Origin of the sequence: Ramlibacter sp. MMS24-I3-19, assembly GCF_050320135.1 — a bacterium.
Taxonomy (GTDB): Bacteria; Pseudomonadota; Gammaproteobacteria; order Burkholderiales; family Burkholderiaceae_C; genus Ramlibacter.
This window is the reverse complement of record NZ_CP190017.1, coordinates 2,655,141-2,674,107: the sequence shown is the minus strand read 5'-3', so window position 1 is coordinate 2,674,107 and position 18,967 is coordinate 2,655,141. Positions and strand designations below refer to the sequence as shown.

Below are 18,967 nucleotides of genomic sequence, written 5' to 3'. Positions count from 1 at the left end.
GCCTTGTTCTTTCTGTCTGGTGCCGTCGGCGAGACTCGAACTCGCACAGCTTTCGCCACTACCCCCTCAAGATAGCGTGTCTACCAATTTCACCACGACGGCGGTGTCTGCTGCCCGGACAGGCGTGAGGCTCTTCTCGTTGTTGTTGGCGTCCCGGGCAGCCTTGGAGTTTACTCCGAAACGCATGCGCTTCCGCTGACGCCGCGCTGATGAGTGCCCCTCGCGGGGCAATGTTCGTCAGCGCGCGGGGATCTGCGCCGCGCCCGAGGCGGGGGTGGCCGCCGCCGGGGCGGCATTGCCGGTGCCTGCAGCCGGCGCGCCCGCACCGGGAATCTGGGCTGCCGGACCGGAGGCCGCGGGCGCGGCAGCCGGGACTGCCGTGCGCTCGAGCACGCTGCCCGATTCCGGCGTGCGGTAGCTACCGCCGAAGTACGCCAGGGCCAGCGTGCAGATGAAGAAGATGGTGGCCAGCACGGCCGTCGTGCGCGAGAGGAAGTTGGCGCTGCCGCTGGCGCCGAACAGGCTGCCCGAGCTGCCGCTGCCGAACGCCGCGCCCATGTCGGCGCCCTTGCCGTGCTGGATGAGGATGAGGCCGATCATGCCCAGCGCCGACAGGATCTGGACGGCGAGCACGAGGGTGAGGATCACGTTCATTGGAGTTGTCGCTTTCGTCGAATGGTGGGCCGCGCCTTCACCGGGCGGCCGAGATGATCTGCAGGAAGTCGGGCGCCTTCAGCGAGGCACCGCCGATCAGGCCACCGTCGATGTCCGGCTGGGCCAGCAGGGTGGCGGCGTTGGCGGCGTTCATGCTCCCGCCGTACAGGATGTGCACGCGGTCGGCGTGCGGCGTGGCGGCCTGCAGCTGTGCGCGCAGCCGCGCGTGCACCTGCTGCGCCTGCTCGGGCGTGGCGGTGCGGCCGGTGCCGATGGCCCACACGGGCTCGTACGCCACCACGATCTCGCTGATGCAGTGGCCATTGGTGTGGATCACCGCGGCCAGCTGGCGCTTGACCACCTCCTCGGTGCGTCCTGCCTCGCGCTCGGCCAGCGTCTCGCCCACGCAGACGATCGGCGTGATGCCGTGGGCCAGCGCGGCCTTGGCCTTGTCGGCCACCAGCTGGTCGCCCTCGCCGTGGTACTGGCGCCGCTCGGAGTGACCGACGATGACGTAGCGCACGCCGAAGTCCTTCAGCATGAGGGCCGACACCTCGCCGGTGTACGCGCCCTGCTCGTGCTTCGACACGTCCTGCGCGCCCAGCTCCAGCGACGAGCCGTGGCGCAGCACCTGCAGCTGCGAGAGATACGGGGCCGGCACGCAGACTGCGACTGTGCACGCCGCGTCCTTCATGCCCGCAATCACGGCGCGCACCAGCGCGTCGTTGGCGGCCACGCCGCCGTTCATCTTCCAGTTGCCGGCGATCAGTTTCTTCTTGGTCGTCATCTTCTCGTGATCACCAGGTCAGCACGATCTTACCGACGTGCTGGTTGGATTCCATCAACGCGTGGGCCTTCGGCGCGTCCGCGGCAGCGAAGGTCGAGTGGATGACCGGCTGGATCTTCCTGCCCTCGACCAGCGGCCACACGTTCTTCTTCAGGTTGGCCGCGATGGCCGCCTTGAAGGCAACCGGCCGCGGACGCAGCGTCGAGCCGGTCACCGTCAGGCGGCGACGCAGCACCAGCCCCGCGTTGACCTCGCTCTTGGTGCCGCCCTGGATGGCGATGATGACCAGGCGACCGTCCTCGGCCAGGCACTTCACCTCACGCGCCACGTAGGCACCCGCCACCATGTCCAGGATCACGTCCACGCCGTTGTCGCCCGTGAGCTTCATCGCCTCCTCGGCGAAGTCCTGGGTCTTGTAGTTGATGGCGTGGTCGGCGCCGAGCTTCACGCAGGCCTGGCACTTCTCGTCGCTGCCCGCCGTGGCGATCACCTTCGCGCCCAGCGCCTTGGCCATCTGGATGGCCGTCACGCCGATGCCGCTGGTGCCGCCCTGCACCATGAACCACTCGCCCGCCTGCAGGCGGCCGCGGTCGAACACGTTGCTCCAGACGGTGAAGAAGGTCTCGGGCAGCGAAGCCGCCTCGATGTCCGACAGGCCCTTGGGCACCGGCAGGCATTGGCCGACCGGCGCCACGCACAGCTGCGCGTAGCCGCCGCCGGCGACCAGCGCGCAGACGCGGTCGCCGACCTTGAAGCCGGCAGCGGCCATGGCCCGCGCATCGCCGGCGACGATCTCGCCCGCGACCTCGAGGCCGGGAATGTCGGACGCGCCGGGCGGCACCGGGTAGTTGCCGGTGCGCTGCAGCACGTCGGGCCGGTTGACGCCGCTGGCGGCAACCCGGATCAGCACCTCGTCCGCACCGGGCGCGGGATCTGGACGTTCGCCGAGGCGCAGGACCTCGGGGGCACCGGGACTGGTGATCTCGACGGCTTTCATGGCAATGGCTCCTCGTGGACGGATGTCACTGCGGGCTCGACCCGCAATCCAGGCCCGCCGCACGCGCCGCACTGGATCGCGGGTCAAGCGCGCGATGACAGGGGCAGCGGCGGCGCGGCGCCCTGGCCCGCTTACTCCTGCGGATCCAGCGTGGCCTGCGGCTGCACGTCGCCCGCGGGCGGCGGACGGTCGCCATAGCCACCGCGGTCACCGCCGCGATCGCCGCGATCTCCGCGGTCGCCACCACGGTCACCGCGATCACCACGGTCACCGCGATGCTCGCCGCGCGGCGGGCGGTCGCCGCGCTCGCGACGGGGCTCGCGCGGCTGGTCTTCCATGCCTTCCGGACGATCGAGCAGCGCCTTCATGGACAGCTTCACGCGACCCTTGTCGTCGGTCTCGAGCACCTTCACGCGCACGACCTGGCCTTCGCTCAGGTAGTCGGTGACCTTCTCCACGCGCTCGTGGGCGATCTGGCTGATGTGCAGCAGGCCGTCCTTGCCGGGCAGCACGTTCACCAGCGCGCCGAAGTCCAGCAGCTTGGTGATCGGGCCTTCGTAGACCTTGCCGATCTCCACTTCGGCGGTGATCTGCTCGATGCGCTTCTTGGCCTCGTCGGCCTTGGCGGCGTCGGTGGCGGCGATGGTAATGGTGCCGTCTTCCTCGATGTTGATCTGGCAGCCGGTCTCGTCGGTCAGCGCGCGGATGACGGCGCCACCCTTGCCGATCACGTCGCGGATCTTCTCCGGGTTGATCTTCATCGTGTACAGCTTCGGCGCGAAGCTGCTCACCTCGGTCTTGGCCTCGCCCATGGCGTCCTGCATCTTGCCCAGGATGTGCATGCGAGCTTCCTTGGCCTGCGCCAGGGCGACCTGCATGATCTCCTTGGTGATGCCCTGGATCTTGATGTCCATCTGCAGGGCCGTGATGCCGTTGGTGGTGCCGGCCACCTTGAAGTCCATGTCGCCCAGGTGGTCCTCGTCGCCCAGGATGTCGGTCAGCACGGCGAAGCGGTTGCCGTCCTTGATCAGGCCCATGGCGATGCCGGCCACGTGGGCCTTCATCGGCACGCCGGCGTCCATCATCGACAGGCAGCCGCCGCAGACGGAAGCCATCGACGAGGAGCCGTTGGACTCGGTGATCTCCGACACCACGCGGATCGTGTACGGGAACTCCTCCTTCGTCGGCAGGCAGGCGGCCAGCGCCCGCTTGGCGAGGCGGCCGTGGCCGACTTCGCGGCGCTTGGTGGAGCCCATGCGGCCCACTTCGCCGGTGGCAAAGGGAGGCATGTTGTAGTGGAACAGGAAGCGGTCCTCGAACTCGCCGGCCAGCGCGTCGATGCGCTGCGCGTCACGCTCGGTACCCAGCGTCGAGACGACCAGCGCCTGGGTCTCGCCGCGGGTGAACAGCGCCGAGCCGTGGGTGCGCGGCAGCACGCCGGTGCGGATCTCGATCGGGCGCACGGTGCGCGTGTCGCGGCCGTCGATGCGCGGCTCGCCGGCCAGGATCTGGCTGCGCACGATGCCGGCTTCGATGTTGAACAGCAGCTCGTCGACCTTGGCGGCGTCGAACTCGGCGCCCTGCTCCTTCAGGCCGGCGTGCACGGCGGCGGTCGCCTCGCGCAGCGCCTGGGTGCGGGCCTGCTTGCTGCGGATCTGGTAGGCGGCGCGCAGCTTCTGCTCGGCCAGCTGGTTGACCTTGGCGATGAAGGACTCGTCCTTCGCGGGCGCCTGCCAGTCCCACACCGGCTTGCCGGCTTCACGCACGAGCTCGTGGATGGCGTTGATGGCGATCTTGCCCTGATCGTGGCCGAACACCACGGCGCCAAGCATCACTTCCTCGGGCAGCTGCTGCGCCTCGGACTCGACCATCAGCACGGCGGCTTCGGTGCCGGCGACCACCAGGTCCATCAGCGATTCCTTGCGCTGGGTCTGGCCCGGGTTCAGGACGTACTCGCCGTTGATGTAGCCCACGCGCGCGGCGCCGATCGGGCCGGCGAACGGGATGCCGGAGATCGCCAGCGCGGCGCTGGTGCCGATCATGGCGGCGATGTCGGCGTCGACTTCAGGATTCAGCGACAGCGTGTGGATGACCACGTGCACTTCGTTGAAGAAGCCTTCGGGAAACAGCGGGCGGATCGGGCGGTCGATCAGGCGGCTGGTCAGCGTCTCGAGCTCGGACGGCTTGGCTTCGCGCTTGAAGAAGCTGCCGGGGATCTTGCCGGCGGCGTAGGTCTTCTCGATGTAGTCGACCGTCAGCGGGAAGAAGTCCTGGCCCGGCTTGGCGGACTTGGAGCCCACCACGGTGGCGAGGATCACGGTGCCCTCGATGTCGACGATGACGGCACCCGAGGCCTGGCGCGCGATCTCGCCGGTCTCCAGCGTGACCTTGTGCTGGCCCCACTGGAAGGTCTTGGTGGCTTTGTTGAAGATGGACATGGCGTTTTCTCTCTGGAAGTGGAGAGGCGGAACTGAACGCGATGCCATTCCTGGGGGGCTAGCGCCTAGCCCCCGAGGAATGACACAGCGCGCGCTCTTTCCGGATCTCCGATGTGCAAAGCGCCTGAGCCAGCGTCAGCCAACCCAGGCGCCTTGCGGTTCGTGCAACCTGCTTACTTGCGCAGGCCGAGCTTGCCGATCAGCGCGGTGTAGCGGTCGGCGTCGTTGTCCTTCAGGTACGCCAGCAGGTTCTTGCGGCGGTTGACCATGCGCAGCAGGCCGCGGCGGCCGTGGTGGTCCTTGGCATGGGTCTTGAAGTGGGGCGTCAGCTCGTTGATGCGAGCGGTGAGCAGGGCCACCTGCACTTCGGGGCTGCCGGTGTCGCCGGTGCCGCGCGCGTGCGCAGCGACGATCTCGGCCTTGTTGATGGCGGACATTGGATTTCCTTGCGTTGGAGGTTTGACTTGCGTTGGGGCTGGAAGGGCTCCAACGTGCGATCCGCGGCCTGGCGACCGCAGAACCGGTGAATTGTATCCGAAGTGGTACTTCGGCTCTAGCGCTGCCGCTGCAGCCACCTCTCCAGCCGCCGCGCGCCTTCCTCCAGCCGCGCCAGTTCCTTCGAGGCGAAGCACCAGCGCAGCCAGCCCTGGGCCTCGGGCGCGAAGGCGTTGCCCGGGGCGATGCCGAGGCCTGCCTCGGCCACCAGGCGCTTGGCCAGCGCCAGCGAATCGCCGAACCCGTCGAGCTGGAAGAAGGCGTACATGCCGCCCTGCGGCATCGCGAGCGAAACGCCGGGCAGCTTCTGCAGCCGGGGCACCAGCAGGTCGCGACACGCCTTCAGGTGGGCCACGACGCGCGGCGTGACGTCTGCCGTGCGCTGCATGGCGACGACCGCGGCCCGCTGGGTGAACACGCTGGCGCAGGACGTGTTGAACTCGATCAGCTTGCCCATCGCATGCGTCATCGCCGGCGGCATGACCAGCCAGCCGAGCCGCCAGCCCGTCATCAGGAAGCTCTTGGAAAAGCTGTGCACCACGACGAGGCGGTCGTCGGGCGCCGCGATGTCCAGGAAGCTCGGCGCACAGCCATTGGCGGAGGGCGCGTAGTACAGCCGCTCGTAGACCTCGTCGGCCAGGATCCACGTGCCGGTGCGCCGGCAATGGTCGAGGATCGCCTGCTGCTCGGCCGTCGTGAGCGTCCAGCCCGTCGGGTTGTTCGGCGCGTTCAGCACCAGCAGCTTCGTGGCCGGCGTGACCGCATCGAACAGCGCCTGCAGGTCCAGCGTCCATGCGCCCGCATGCGGCTTGAGCGACACGCGCTTCAGGCGCCCGCCCATGACCAGCGGCTGTGCCGTGAGGTTGGGCCACACCGGTGTCACGGCCACCACTTCGTCGCCCGCCTCCACCAGCATCTGGATCGCGAGCATCAGCGCGTTGACACCGCCCGAGGTGATGGCGATGCGCTCGGCGCCCACGGGCCGGTGCAACCGCGAGGTGTACGCGGCGACGGCCTCGCGCAGTTCGCGCATGCCCAGGTTGTGAGCATAGAAGGTCTCGCCCTTCTGCAGCGACTCGATGGCGGCCTGCCGGATGAAGTCCGGCGTGACCTCGTCGCTCTCGCCGAACCAGAAGGCCAGCACGTCGTCGCGGCCGATGCCGGCGTTGGCGACTTCACGGATCTTGGATTCTTCGAGGTCGAGGATGGCTTGGCGCATGGGAATCGGGGAAGGGAGCGGGAGCGGGAGCGGGAACAGGAACGCGAAAGACGCAAAAGGGCGCGAAACACGCGAAAGAGACAGCTATTTTGAGGTGTTCTTTTGCGTCTTTCGCGTCGGTTTCGCGTCTTTCGCGTTCGGCTGTCCGCCTTCAGGCCGTCGGCCGCACCATGCGGCACGTCGTGGGTTGCTCGGCCTGTTCGGGCGCCCAGCACGCGCACGACGCGGAAGCCGTAGCCGGAACCGGGTCGAGGATGGCTTGGCGCATGGGAATCGGGGAAGGGAGCGGGAGCGGGAACAGGAACGCGAAAGACGCAAAAGGGCGCGAAACACGCGAAAGGAGACAGCTATTTTGAGGTGTTCTTTTGCGTCTTTCGCGTCGCTTTCGCGTCTTTCGCGTTCGGCTGTCCGCCTTCAGGCCGTCGGCCGCACCATGCGGCACGTCGTGGGTTGCTCGGCCTGTTCGGGCGCCAGCACGCGCACGACGCGGAAGCCGTAGCCGGAACCTTCGACGTCGAAACGCACGCCGGGTGCGCCCTGCCTGTCCATCACGCCGACGACGAGCGTCTGCTGGAACTGGTGGTCGGCGGCGCGCATGTGGCCCTGCTGGTCCGCCAGGCTGACGGATGCGTGCTCCAGGGCGTTGGCGACGGGCACGGCAGCGACGGTGCCGGCCTTCTCCATCGATTGCACCAGCGCCTCGACCATCAGCTGCATGCGCATGTGCACATAGTCGTCCTGCGGACGCGGAAAGCGCTGCCGGAACGCCTGGTAGAAGCCTTCGCTCCTGGCGATGGGCAGGTTCGGCAGCCAGTCGGCCACCGCGATCACGCGACCGATGCCCGCCTCGCCGATGGCCGCCGGGGCGCCGAGCGCGTTGCCGTAGAACGTGTAGAACTTGCCGTCGAAGCCGGCCTCGCGCGCGGCCTTCACCAGCAGCGTGAGGTCGTTGCCCCAGTTGCCCGTGATCACCGCGTCGGCGCCGCTGGCCTTGATCTTGGCGGCATAGGGCGCGAAGTCCTTCACGCGGCCCAGCGGATGCAGTTCGTCGCCGACGATGCGCACGTCGGGCCGTTGCGCGCCCAGCTGCCGGCGCGCCTCGCGCAGCACCGACTGGCCGAAGCTGTAGTCCTGGCCGATCAGGTAGGCGCTGCGCACCGAGCGATCGTCGCGCAGCACCGCCATCAGCGCCGCCATGCGCATGTCGGCATGCGCATCGAAGCGGAAATGCCAGAAGCTGCAGCGCTCGTTGGTGAGCGCCGGGTCGACGGCCGAATAGTTGAGATAGAGCACGCGCCGCGCGGCATCGCGTTCGTTGTGCTTGGCGACCGCGTCGACCAGCGCCGCCGCCACGGCCGACGAATTACCCTGCAGCACGAACCGCGCGCCGTCGTCCACGGCAGACCGCAGCGCGGCGAGCGACTCCTCGGCCTGGCCCTTGTTGTCGTAGCGCTCCAGCGCCAATGGACGCGCGCCACGCGGCAGCTGCACGCCGCCACGCTGGTTGACCCGCTCCACCGCCCAGAGCAGGTTGCGGTACACGGCCTCGCCGGTGTTGGCGAACGCGCCCGAGAGTGCCTCGACCATGGCCAGCCGGATCGGCGCCGTGCCGCCCTGGGCGCGCACGAAGGCGGGAGCAAATAACGTTGCCGCCGCCGTTTTCAAGGCCTGCCTGCGTTGGATTTTCATGCCCCTCGTTCTCTTGAAATCGGATCGCCCGCGCGCACATCGGAAGCATGCGGCGATCGAGTGAAAGCCGCGGAGTTTAAGACCCAGACCGAAGGAGTTCCCACCATGTTTTTCGCACCCGTCGTTCGCACCCGCGCCACCGCCCCCGCCTACCGTTCGTACGACCGCAGCTTCGAGCGCTTCGTCAATGACGCCTTCTTCGGCGCCGGCGCCGCGCAGGGCTTCGGCCTCGAGCAGGACGAGAAGGCCTGGACCGTCACCCTGGACCTGCCGGGCATCGCCCGCGAGGACCTGTCGATCAACATCGAAGGCGCCATCGTGCGCATCGAGACCAAGGCCGAAGCCAAGCGGCAGTACAAGGCCGCCTACGAGCTGCCGCAGGAGATCGACGTCGAAGCCACCTCGGCCAAGCTCGAGAACGGCGTGCTGACCCTGTCGCTCGCGAAGAAGCAGCCGGTGAGCACGGCGCGGCAGATCGAAGTCAAGTAATCGCTCGATCCCTGGCTCGCCAGGGTCGCTGAGCATGAGCGCCCCGGACGCGAGACTGTCCGGGGCGTTCTTGCGTACAGAGTGCACGCACCGACCTGTCATTCCCGCGAAGGCGGGAATCCAAGGCTTCCACTCTCGCGGCGTTCTGAATGGAAGCCTTGGGTCCCCGCCTCCGCGGGGACGACAAAGGGTGGCGCGTCGGTGAAGCGCGGGGCCCTCAGCCGACCGACAGCTCCCCCAGCGGCCACCGCGGCTTCACGTCGAACGCATACGACCGGCTCGCCGCTTCCACGCCCGCGGACAAGCGCATCGCGGCTGCCATCGCGATCATCGCCCCGTTGTCGGTGCACAGGTCCAGTTCAGGGTAGTGCACCCGCACGCCGCGCTTCGCACAGCCGGCATTGAGCTGCTCGCGCAGCAGCCGGTTCGCACCGACACCGCCGGCCACCACCAGCCGCTTCAGCCCGGTCTGCTTCAGGGCCGCCAGCGACTTCTTCAGCAGGACCTCCACGATCGCCGCTTCGGTCGACGCCGCGAGATCGGCCTTGCGCGCGTCGAGCTCCTCGCCCAGCTTGCGCGCCTGCGTGAGCACCGCGGTCTTCAGCCCGGCGAACGAGAAATCGAGATCGCCGCTGTGAAGCAGCGGCCGCGGCAACGCGAACGCCTTCGGGTCGCCCTGCTGCGCGAGGCGGGACAGCGCCGGCCCGCCCGGGTACCCCAGCCCCATCAGCTTGGCGCTCTTGTCGAACGCTTCGCCGGCAGCGTCGTCGATCGTCTCGCCCAGCAGCTCGTAGCGGCCGACACCATCGACCCGCATCAGCTGCGTGTGGCCGCCGGATACCAGCAGCGCCACGAAGGGGAACTCGGGCGGATCGGCGCTGAGGAACGGCGACAGCAGGTGGCCCTCGAGATGGTGCACGCCCAGCACCGGCTTGCCGAGCGACGCGCCCAGCGCGCAGGCGACGCCGGCGCCCACCAGCAGCGCACCGGCGAGCCCAGGACCGCGGGTGAAGGCGACGGTTTCGATGTCGGCGAGTTCGCGGCCGGCGCGCCCCAGCACTTCGTGCGTGAGCGGCAGCACCCGGCGGATGTGGTCGCGCGAGGCGAGTTCGGGCACCACGCCGCCATAGGCCTCGTGCATGCGCACCTGGCTGTGCAGCGCATGCGCGAGCAGGCGCGGCGTGCCGCTGCCGGCGCCGGCGTCGACCAGCGCCACGCCGGTCTCGTCACAGGAGGATTCGATGCCGAGGACCAGCATCGTGCGAGTGTAACGAGCAGGTCGCGCCCCACGAGCGGGCATGGGAGTTGCTCGTCCCGGTCGTGAAATCCGGAATCGACTTCCTCCTCGCCGCGCGCCACTGCGAGATCGCCGAGCTGGAGCAGCTGGCGCAGACCGGCGAATTGGTCACCGCCATCGCGCGCTTCATCCATGCCCTGCAGCGCGAACGCGGCATCTCCAGCATCTACCTCAGCTCGCATGGCGCGCAGTTCACGCAGCAGCGCGAGCAGCAGATCGCCGACTGCAACCTTGCCGAAGAGGCCGTGCGCCTGCAGCTGGACCGCCTGGACACCGAGTCGCACCAGGCCCGCAACGGTGCGCGCCTGTTCTCCCGCGCCGCCGTGGTGCTGCACGCGCTGGAGGGCCTGCCCGCGCTGCGCGTGCGCATCGCCCGGCAGGCACTGTCCGCGAGCGAGTCCACCGCGGCGCTCGCGAGGCTGATCGCGGGCCTGCTCACCGTCGTCTTCGAAGCCGCGGACACGGCCAGCGATCCCAAGATCTCGCGCGCGCTGGTCGCGATGTTCAACTTCATGCAGGGCAAGGAATTCGCCGGCCAGGAGCGTGCGCTCGGGGCCCGCGTGTTCGCGGCGGGCTACGTGGACGGCGCCGGACAGCAGCAATGGCGCCACCTGGTCGATGCGCAGCAGGGCTGCTTCCAGGTGTTCGCCGACCTCGGCGATGCCGACGCCGTGCAGGCCGACCAGGCCGGACGGAATCCGGCGGTGATGGGCGAGATCGAGCGCCTGCGCCGCATCGGCGGCACCGTGCGCGGCGAGCTCGACACCGCCCTCAGCCACGAGTGGTACCACTGGTGCACGCTGCGCATCGACGAGATGAAGCTCACGGAGGACCGGCTGGCCATCCACCTGCGCGCGCTCTGCGAGCAGCGCATCGCCCAGGCTGAGGCCGAGCTGCACGACCAGCGTGCCGCGCTCGACGCCCTCTCGGCGCGCACGGCAGGCGGGCCGCCACGCCGGCTGCGTTCGGCCCGCACCTGGAGCGCTCGCTGTTCGCGATGGTGCAGGAGCAGTCGCGCCGCCTGCAAGCGATGGGCGACGAGCTCGATGCGGTGCGCGCCACCCTCAGCGAGCGCAAGGTGGTCGAGCGCGCCAAGGGCCTGCTGATGGCGCACCGGCACATGAGCGAGGACGACGCCTACAAGGCGCTGCGCCAGATGGCGATGAACCAGAACCGGCGCCTGCTGGACGTCGCGACCAACGTGCTCGCGCTCGCCGAGGTGCTGCCCGGCCTCTCGCGCTGACGACGTGCGCTGCAGCGCACGGAACGCGTGCGCCATGCCCGGTTGCGGCGCAGGCGCACGGGATTGCCGGCCGATTGCAGCGCGAACGCCGCTGGCACGGATGCTGCAAGCCAGGCGTCCGACGGCGCCAAAGGCGGTGCCGGCACCGATTCCCAGGACAACGGCGTCCATCCCCCGCGGGCCGCAGGCTGGCGGGTGCGATGGACGCCGTTCCCGTTTGACTTGCAACCAGGAGCCTCCATGACCCGCGCAACGACCAGGGCCTCGCGCCGCACCGTGATCCAGGGAGCCGCCGCGTTCGGCGCCACGGCCATCGCTGGCGGGCTCTGGCCCCGCCACGTGATGGCGCAAGGGCCCGCGCTCGAGACGAAGGCGATCCGGCTCGGCTTCATCGCGCTCACCGACGCGGCGCCGCTGTTCGTGGCCGACGAGAAAGGCTTCTTCAAGAAGCACGGCATGACCCAGGTCGAAGTGCTGAAGCAGTCGTCATGGGGCGCGACGCGCGACAACCTGGTGCTCGGCTCGAAGAGCAACGGCATCGACGGCGCCCACATCCTCACGCCGATGCCGTACCTGATCTCCACCGGCGCGGTCACCGCGAACAACGTGCCGGTGCCGATGAACATCCTGGCGCGCCTCAACCTCGGCGGCCAGGGCATCTCGGTCTCCAACGAGTACCGGGACCTGAAGATCGGCGTCGATACCAGGGCGTTCCGCAAGGCGCTGCTGGACAAGCGGGTGAAGACCGGCAAGCCGGTGAACGCGGCGATGACCTTCCCCGGCGGCACGCATGACCTGTGGATTCGCTACTGGATGGCAGCGGGCGGCGTCGATCCCACGCGCGACATCAACACCATCGTGGTGCCCCCGGCGCAGATGGTGGCCAACATGAAGGTCGGCTCGATGGACACGTTCTGCGTCTGCGAGCCCTGGAACCTGCAGTTGATCCACCAGAAGATCGGCTACACGGCGCTCACCACCTCGGAGCTGTGGATGAACCATCCCGAGAAGGCGTTCGCGATGCGCGCCGACTACGTGCAGGCCAACCCGAACAGCACCAGGGCGCTGCTCAAGGCGGTGATGGAGGCGCAGATGTGGTGCGAGGACCCGAAGAACCGCGCCGAGGTGGCCGAGATCTGTTCGCGCCGCCGCTGGATCAGCGCGCCGGTGGAGGACATCGTCGACCGCATCAAGGGCGACTTCGACTACGGCACCGGCCGCGTCGAGAGCAACAGCAAGTACCAGATGCGCTACTGGAAGGACAACGCCAGCTACCCGTTCCAGAGCCACGACCTGTGGTTCCTCACCGAGAACATCCGCTGGGGCTACCTGCCGCCGAACCTGGACACCAGGGCGCTGGTCGCCAAGGTCAATCGCGAGGACATCTGGCGCACGGCGGCAAAGGAACTGGGCGTCGCGGACAAGGACATCCCGAAGTCCACCTCCCGCGGCGTCGAGAAGTTCTTCGACGGGAAGGTGTTCGATCCGGCGAATCCGAAGGCGTATCTCGACAGCCTGGCGATCAAGACCATCAAGACCGGGGCGTGAGGACCTCCATGTCGACCGAGACCACCATCGAAGTCCTGCCCGTCCGCGCCCCGCGCCGCACCGCCGCGCTGGCCACGGCCACCCGCGCCTTCGCCACCCACGTCCTGCCCCCGCTGCTCGTGATCGGCCTGCTCGTGCTGCTCTGGCAACTGCTCGGCAGCCGCCCCGGCGCCGCCCTGCCCGCCCCCAGCAAGGTGGTGCAGGACACCTGGGAGCTGATCGCGCACCCGTTCTACGACCGCGGCGGCAACGACGTGGGCATCGCCTGGCAGTTGCTCGCGAGCCTGAAGCGCGTGGCCTACGGCTACTCGCTCGCGGTGCTGGCGGGCGTGAGCCTGGGCGTGCTGGTGGGCCAGTCGACCTGGGCGCTGCGCGGACTGGACCCGGTGTTCCAGGTGCTGCGCACCGTGCCGCCGCTGGCGTGGCTGCCGATCTCGCTGGCGGGGTTCCGCGACGGCAGCCCGTCCGCGATCTTCGTGATCTTCATCACCTCGATCTGGCCGATCGTCATCAACACCTCGATCGGCATCCGGAACATCCCCGAGGACTACCGCAACGTCGCGAAGGTGATCCGCCTGAACGGGCTGGAGTACTTCGGCAAGATCATGCTGCCCGCGGCCGCGCCCTTCATCTTCTCGGGGCTGCGCATCGGCGTCGGCCTGTCGTGGCTGGCGATCATCGCCGCCGAGATGCTGATCGGCGGCGTGGGCATCGGCTTCTTCATCTGGGACGCGTGGAACTCCTCGCGCATCAGCGACATCATCCTGGCGCTCGTCTACGTGGGGCTCGTGGGCTTCGCGCTGGACCGCATCGTCGCCTTCGTCGGCCGCAAGGTCACCCGCGGAACGTCTGCAGCCTGAAGGACACCCATGAGCAAAGCCTATCTCTCGCTCTCCCGCGTCGACATGACGTTCACGGGTGCCAAAGGGCCCAACCCGGTCCTCAAGGACATCGACCTGGACGTGCAGCGCGGCGAATACATCTCGCTGATCGGCCACTCGGGCTGCGGCAAGTCCACGGTGCTGAACATCGTGGCCGGCCTGCTGGCCGCGACCTCGGGCGGCGTCATCGTCGACGGCCGCGAGGTCAACGCACCCGGCCCCGACCGCGCGGTGGTGTTCCAGAACCACTCGCTGCTGCCCTGGCTGACCGTGTACCAGAACGTGGAACTCGCGGTCGACAAGATCTTCCGCGACAGGCGCAGCGCCGCCGAGCGCCGCGACTGGATCCTGCACAACCTGGCGATGGTCAACATGGCCCATGCGCTGGACCGCCTGCCCTCGGAGATCTCCGGCGGCATGAAGCAGCGCGTGGGCATCGCCCGTGCGCTGGCGATGGAGCCCAAGGTGCTGCTGCTGGACGAGCCGTTCGGCGCGCTGGACGCCCTCACCCGCGCCCACCTGCAGGACGAGGTGATCCGCATCCAGGCCGAGCTGGGCAACACGGTGATGATGATCACGCACGACGTCGACGAGGCGGTGCTGATGTCCGACCGCGTGGTGATGATGACCAACGGCCCCGCGGCCACCATCGGGCAGGTGATGCCGGTCCCGCTGCCGCGCCCGCGCAACCGCATCGCGCTGGCCGAGGACAAGGCCTACAACCACTGCCGCCAGGAGATCCTCTCGTTCCTGTACGAGAAGCAGCGCAAGGTGGAACCGATCTCTGCACGGCAGGCCGGCACCGGCCGGCACAAGGTGGCGGCGTGAGGGCCGTTGCGGTGCACGCTGCACGCACCGCGATGCACCAACTCCGGACGTCGCGCCCCACGCCGTGCCCGCGGCCGGGGAAAGACGGCTGGCACGGTCCCTGCAAGTGATCTTCCGTCGGGTGTGATGGTGCACCCGGGCCGGGCAACGGCGCCCGGCCTCGCGCACAACGTCGTGTGCTGTCCTGTTTGCAACCCGGGGTGCGCTGTTTCGAGCGCCCCCGAACGAGACACACACGATGACCGCCCTCCGAAGCTTCCTCCGATCCGGCCATTCGCCCACGCTGTTCGCGGCGTTCTTCTACTTCGCGTTCTCCTGCGCCGTCTGGGTGCTCAACGGCGCGATGGCGCCCTTCCTCAAGGAGAGCTTCCATCTCTCCGCGGCACAGCAGGGCCTGATGCTGTCGATCCCGATCGTCGCCGGCGCGCTGATGCGCTTCCCGCTGGGCGTGCTGGCCCAGTACATCGGCCGCAAGCCGGCGACGCTGGTGGAGATGGGCCTGATCGCCGTCGCGATGGTGTTCGGCCTGTTCTTCGTGCACGACTTCGGTGACCTGCTCGCCATGGGTGTGCTGCTGGGCATCGCCGGCGCCAGCTTCGGCGTCGCGCTGTCGCTCGGCTCCGGGTCGTTTCCCGCGAAGCACAAGGGCCTGGCGATGGGCATCGTCGGTGCCGGCAACGTCGGCACCGCCGTCTCCGTCCTGGTGGCGCCGCCGCTGGCGCAGTGGCTCGGATGGCAGGCGGTCTACGGCGTCGCAGCCTTCGCGATCCTGCTGCCGATGGCTGCGATGGTCGTGTTCGCGCGCGAGCCCGCCGACGTCAACCGGCATGCCAGCCTGCGCGAGCACGTGGCCTGCCTGTTCGAGGGCGACGGCTGGGTGTTCAGCGTTGTCTACGCCGTCACCTTCGGCGGCTTCATCGGCCTGACCAGCTTCCTGCCGTCCTACTACTTCGACCAGTTCGGCGCCAGCAAGGTCCAGGCGGGGCAACTCACGATGCTGGCCGCCTTCATGGGCGCGGCACTGCGCGTGTGCGGCGGCTGGCTGGCCGACCGCTGGGGCGGCATCCACGTGCTCACCCTGGTGCTGTCGGTGGTCGCCGCCTCGCTGGCAGGCATCGGCTTCACGGGCCGGTCGCTCCTGCTCACCACGTTGCTGATGATGCTGTGCTTCGCCGCGCTGGGCGCGGGCAACGGCGCGCTGTTCCAGCTGGTGCCGCTGCGCTGGCCCGCCGCCACCGCGGTGGCCGGTTCCATGATCGGCGAGATCGGCGCACTCGGCGGCGGCCTGGTGCCCAGCACCATGGGCCTGAGCCGCCAGTTCCTCGGCACCTACGCCTGGGGATTCCTCGCCTTCGCCGCCCTGGCTCTGCTCGTGCTGGCGCTCCTGCGCTCCATGCAGGGCCGCTGGACCCGCACGTGGGCCGGCCATGGTGGACGCGCACGCACGCATGCCGGCGGCGCCGGCCCATGGACCGGCGGCCATCCGCCCCACCCGCAACCCCTTGCCCAAGCTTCGCAGGAGTAAGCCATGAAGAAGATGAAACTGGTGATGGTCGGCAACGGCATGGCCGGCGTGCGCACCCTCGAGGAGCTGCTGAAGATCCAGCCGGAGCTCTACGAGATCGCGGTGTTCGGCGCCGAGCCGCACCCGAACTACAACCGCATCCTGCTGTCGCCGGTGCTCGCGGGCGAGCAGACGCTGGACGAGATCGTGCTGAACTCCTGGGAGTGGTACGAGCAGAACCGCATCCGGCTGCATGCCGGAAAGAAGGTAGTGGAGATCGACCGCGTGCGGCGCATCGTGCGCGCCGACGACGGCACCGAGGAGCCGTACGACCGACTGCTCCTTTGCACCGGCTCCAACCCGTTCATCCTGCCCGTGCCGGGCAAGGACCTGCAGGGCGTGATCGCCTACCGCGACATCGCGGACACCAACGCGATGATCGAGGCGGCCGCCAGGTACAGAAAGGCGGTCGTGATCGGCGGCGGCCTGCTCGGCCTCGAAGCGGCCAATGGCCTGATGAAGCGCGGCATGGACACCACCGTGGTGCACGTCATGCCCTGGCTGATGGAACGCCAGCTGGACGACGTGGCCGGCAAGCTGCTGCAAAAGTCACTGGAGGAGCGCGGCCTGAAGTTCCTGATCGGCGCGCAGACGCAGGAACTGGTCGGCGGTGCCGACGGCCGGGTGACGTCGCTGAAGTTCAAGGACGGGAGCCAGGTCGACGCCGACCTCGTCGTGATGGCGGTCGGCATCCGCCCCAACACCGGCCTCGCCGAGCAGGCCCGCATCCACTGCAACCGAGGCATCGTGGTCAACGACACGATGCAGACCACGACCGACGCGCGCATCTACGCCGTCGGCGAGTGCGCGGCCCACCGCGGCATCGCCTACGGACTGGTGGCCCCGCTGTTCGAGCAGGCCAAGGTGGCGGCCAACCACCTGGCGCAGTTCGGCATCGGCCGCTACACCGGCTCGCTCACGTCCACCAAGCTGAAGGTCACCGGCATCGACCTGTTCTCGGCCGGCGAGTTCATGGGCGGCGACGGCACCGAGGAGATCGTGATGAGCGACCCCTTCGGCGGTGTCTACAAGAAGCTGGTGATCAGGGACGACAAGCTGGTGGGCGCCTGCCTGTACGGCGACACGGTGGACGGGAGCTACTACTTCAAGCTGCTGCGCGAGGGCCGCAGGATCGCCGACATCCGCGAGAAGCTGATGTTCGGCGAGTCCAACCTGGGCGACGCCGGCCACCAGGGCCAGAACAAGGCCGCCGCGATGGGCGACGGCGACGAGGTGTGCGGCTGCAACGGCGTGAACAAGGGCGCCATCTGCAAGGCGATCAAGGAAAAGGGCCTGTTCACGCTGGACGAGGTGCGCAAGCACACCAAGGCCAGCGCGTCGTGCGGCTCGTGCACCGGCCTGGTCGAGCAGATCATCATGTCCACGGCCGGCGGCGACTACTCCGCGGCGCCGAAGAAGAAGGCCATGTGCGGCTGCACCGACCACAGCCACCAGGAAGTGCGCGACGCCATCCGCGCCAACAGGCTGGTGACCATCGCCAGCACGATGCAGTTCATGGAGTGGCGCACGCCGAACGGCTGCTCGTCGTGCCGGCCCGCGCTGAACTACTACCTGATCTCCACCTGGCCGAAGGAGGCGAAGGACGATCCGCAGTCGCGCTACATCAACGAGCGCAGCCACGCGAACATCCAGAAGGACGGCACTTACTCGGTGATCCCGCGCATGTGGGGCGGCGAGACCACCGCGGCCGAACTGCGCCGCATCGCCGACGTCGTCGACAAATACAAGATCCCGACCGTGAAGGTCACCGGCGGCCAGCGCATCGACCTGCTGGGCGTGAAGAAGGAAGACCTGCCGAATGTCTGGAAGGACATCGGCATGCCTTCAGGCCATGCGTATGCCAAGGCGCTGCGCACGGTGAAGACCTGCGTGGGCAGCGAGTGGTGCCGCTTCGGCACGCAGGACTCCACGCAGATGGGCAAGGACCTCGAGCGCGCGCTCTGGCGCATGTACGCGCCGCACAAGGTGAAGCTGGCCGTGAGCGGGTGCCCGCGCAACTGCGCCGAGTCCGGCATCAAGGACGTGGGCGTGATCGGCGTCGACTCCGGCTGGGAGCTCTACGTCGGCGGCAACGGCGGCATCAAGACCGAAGCCGGCCAGTTCTTCTGCAAGGTGAAGACCGCGGAGGAGGTGCTGGAGTACAGCGGCGCATTCCTGCAGCTCTATCGCGAGGAAGGCTGGTACCTGGAACGCACGGTGCACTACATCAACCGGGTCGGCCTGGACCACGTGAAAAAGAAGGTGCTCGACGACCACGCGAATCGCAAAGCGCTCTGGGAACGGCTGCAGTTCGCGCTGGATGGCGAGCCGGATCCCTGGTTCGAGTTCGACAAGGCCGCCGTCGATGCGCGCCAGTTCGAACCGCTGAAGGCAGAAGGACAGGCAGCATGAAGAGCAACGACTGGGTGGTGATCTGCCGCGTCGAGGACATTCCCGTGCTGGGCTCCCGGCGCGTCGCGCGGCCCCGCGGCGTCGACGTGGCCGTCTTCCGCAACGACCGGGACCAGGTGTTCGCCCTCCTCGACCGCTGCCCGCACAAGGGCGGCCCGCTGTCGCAGGGCATCGTATTCGGCACCAGCGTGGCCTGCCCGCTGCACAACTGGTCGATCCGGCTGGACGACGGTTGCGCGAAGGCGCCGGACGAAGGCTGCACGCCACGCTTCGCGTGCCGCGTCCAAGGCGGCCAGGTGCTGCTGGACCCGGTGGAACTGGCCACGCATGCGGTCGACCTGCCTGCGCCGAAAGCGGGGCCATGTGCATCGCGCGGCGCGGTGGGCGACGCGACGTTCGAGGTGCAGGCACCGCACACGACGTGAG

General features: G+C 68.6%; 17 protein-coding genes and 1 tRNA gene. 9 read left to right on the top strand and 9 right to left on the bottom strand.

Annotated features, from left to right (window positions below; all coding sequences use genetic code 11):
* Positions 1–17: 17 nt before the first annotated feature.
* The 8 genes from ACPWT1_RS13385 to ACPWT1_RS13350 form a co-directional block, all read right to left on the bottom strand.
* Positions 18–102, bottom strand: a tRNA-Leu gene (locus ACPWT1_RS13385).
* Positions 103–237: 135 nt separating this feature from the next.
* The gene (secG, locus tag ACPWT1_RS13380) at positions 238–654 is read right to left on the bottom strand and encodes a preprotein translocase subunit SecG (RefSeq protein WP_427911667.1); all 417 of its coding nucleotides are present in this window, start codon (positions 652–654) and stop codon (positions 238–240) included.
* A gap of 37 nt (positions 655–691) precedes the next feature.
* Complete coding sequence (gene tpiA / locus ACPWT1_RS13375; protein ID WP_427911666.1) at positions 692–1,441, bottom strand: triose-phosphate isomerase; 750 nt, start codon at positions 1,439–1,441, stop codon at positions 692–694.
* 10 nt (positions 1,442–1,451) lie between these two features.
* The gene (locus ACPWT1_RS13370) at positions 1,452–2,438 is read right to left on the bottom strand and encodes an NAD(P)H-quinone oxidoreductase (RefSeq protein ID WP_427911665.1); all 987 of its coding nucleotides are present in this window, start codon (positions 2,436–2,438) and stop codon (positions 1,452–1,454) included.
* Between the two features lie 131 nt (positions 2,439–2,569).
* Positions 2,570–4,876: a polyribonucleotide nucleotidyltransferase gene (gene pnp / locus ACPWT1_RS13365; RefSeq protein WP_427911664.1), complete on the bottom strand. Its 2,307-nt coding sequence runs from the start codon at positions 4,874–4,876 to the stop codon at positions 2,570–2,572.
* Between the two features lie 173 nt (positions 4,877–5,049).
* A complete protein-coding gene (gene rpsO, locus ACPWT1_RS13360) occupies positions 5,050–5,313 on the bottom strand; it encodes a 30S ribosomal protein S15 (protein ID WP_427911663.1) in 264 nt (87 codons plus the stop codon).
* 116 nt (positions 5,314–5,429) lie between these two features.
* Positions 5,430–6,590 carry a pyridoxal phosphate-dependent aminotransferase gene (locus tag ACPWT1_RS13355; RefSeq protein ID WP_427911662.1) on the bottom strand — a complete coding sequence of 387 codons (1,161 nt, stop codon included), beginning with the start codon at positions 6,588–6,590 and terminating at the stop codon, positions 5,430–5,432.
* Positions 6,591–7,004: 414 nt separating this feature from the next.
* Positions 7,005–8,279 carry a branched-chain amino acid ABC transporter substrate-binding protein gene (locus ACPWT1_RS13350; protein ID WP_427911661.1) on the bottom strand — a complete coding sequence of 425 codons (1,275 nt, stop codon included), beginning with the start codon at positions 8,277–8,279 and terminating at the stop codon, positions 7,005–7,007.
* A 105-nt stretch (positions 8,280–8,384) separates the two neighbouring features.
* On the opposite strand from ACPWT1_RS13350, the gene ACPWT1_RS13345 reads away from it, so the two are divergent.
* Positions 8,385–8,768 carry an Hsp20/alpha crystallin family protein gene (locus ACPWT1_RS13345; RefSeq protein WP_427911660.1) on the top strand — a complete coding sequence of 128 codons (384 nt, stop codon included), beginning with the start codon at positions 8,385–8,387 and terminating at the stop codon, positions 8,766–8,768.
* Positions 8,769–8,985: 217 nt separating this feature from the next.
* Here the strand turns inward: ACPWT1_RS13345 and tsaD are convergent, their stop codons facing one another.
* Positions 8,986–10,026 (bottom strand): tRNA (adenosine(37)-N6)-threonylcarbamoyltransferase complex transferase subunit TsaD, encoded by a 1,041-nt coding sequence (gene tsaD, locus ACPWT1_RS13340; protein WP_427911659.1) that lies wholly within the window; start codon positions 10,024–10,026, stop codon positions 8,986–8,988.
* Between the two features lie 62 nt (positions 10,027–10,088).
* On the opposite strand from tsaD, the gene ACPWT1_RS13335 reads away from it, so the two are divergent.
* The 8 genes from ACPWT1_RS13335 (at position 10,089) to nirD (ending at position 18,966) form a co-directional block, all read left to right on the top strand.
* Positions 10,089–11,171 (top strand): nitrate- and nitrite sensing domain-containing protein, encoded by a 1,083-nt coding sequence (locus ACPWT1_RS13335; RefSeq protein WP_427911658.1) that lies wholly within the window; start codon positions 10,089–10,091, stop codon positions 11,169–11,171.
* On the top strand, positions 11,117–11,308 hold the full coding sequence (locus tag ACPWT1_RS13330) for an ANTAR domain-containing response regulator (RefSeq protein WP_427911657.1): 192 nt from the start codon (positions 11,117–11,119) through the stop codon (positions 11,306–11,308). The genes ACPWT1_RS13335 and ACPWT1_RS13330 overlap by 55 nt, the downstream gene beginning before the upstream one ends.
* A gap of 240 nt (positions 11,309–11,548) precedes the next feature.
* Positions 11,549–12,856: a CmpA/NrtA family ABC transporter substrate-binding protein gene (locus ACPWT1_RS13325; RefSeq protein ID WP_427911656.1), complete on the top strand. Its 1,308-nt coding sequence runs from the start codon at positions 11,549–11,551 to the stop codon at positions 12,854–12,856.
* 8 nt (positions 12,857–12,864) lie between these two features.
* A complete protein-coding gene (gene ntrB, locus ACPWT1_RS13320; RefSeq protein ID WP_427911655.1) occupies positions 12,865–13,716 on the top strand; it encodes a nitrate ABC transporter permease in 852 nt (283 codons plus the stop codon).
* A gap of 9 nt (positions 13,717–13,725) precedes the next feature.
* Entirely contained in the window at positions 13,726–14,565 is an 840-nt protein-coding gene (locus ACPWT1_RS13315) for an ABC transporter ATP-binding protein (RefSeq protein WP_427911654.1), read from the top strand.
* A gap of 238 nt (positions 14,566–14,803) precedes the next feature.
* A complete protein-coding gene (locus ACPWT1_RS13310; protein ID WP_427911653.1) occupies positions 14,804–16,090 on the top strand; it encodes an MFS transporter in 1,287 nt (428 codons plus the stop codon).
* A gap of 3 nt (positions 16,091–16,093) precedes the next feature.
* Positions 16,094–18,541 carry a nitrite reductase large subunit NirB gene (gene nirB / locus ACPWT1_RS13305; RefSeq protein ID WP_427911652.1) on the top strand — a complete coding sequence of 816 codons (2,448 nt, stop codon included), beginning with the start codon at positions 16,094–16,096 and terminating at the stop codon, positions 18,539–18,541.
* Positions 18,538–18,966, top strand: a complete 429-nt coding sequence (gene nirD / locus ACPWT1_RS13300; protein ID WP_427911651.1) for a nitrite reductase small subunit NirD — start codon at positions 18,538–18,540, stop codon at positions 18,964–18,966. The genes nirB and nirD overlap by 4 nt, the downstream gene beginning before the upstream one ends.
* Position 18,967: the final 1 nt, after the last annotated feature.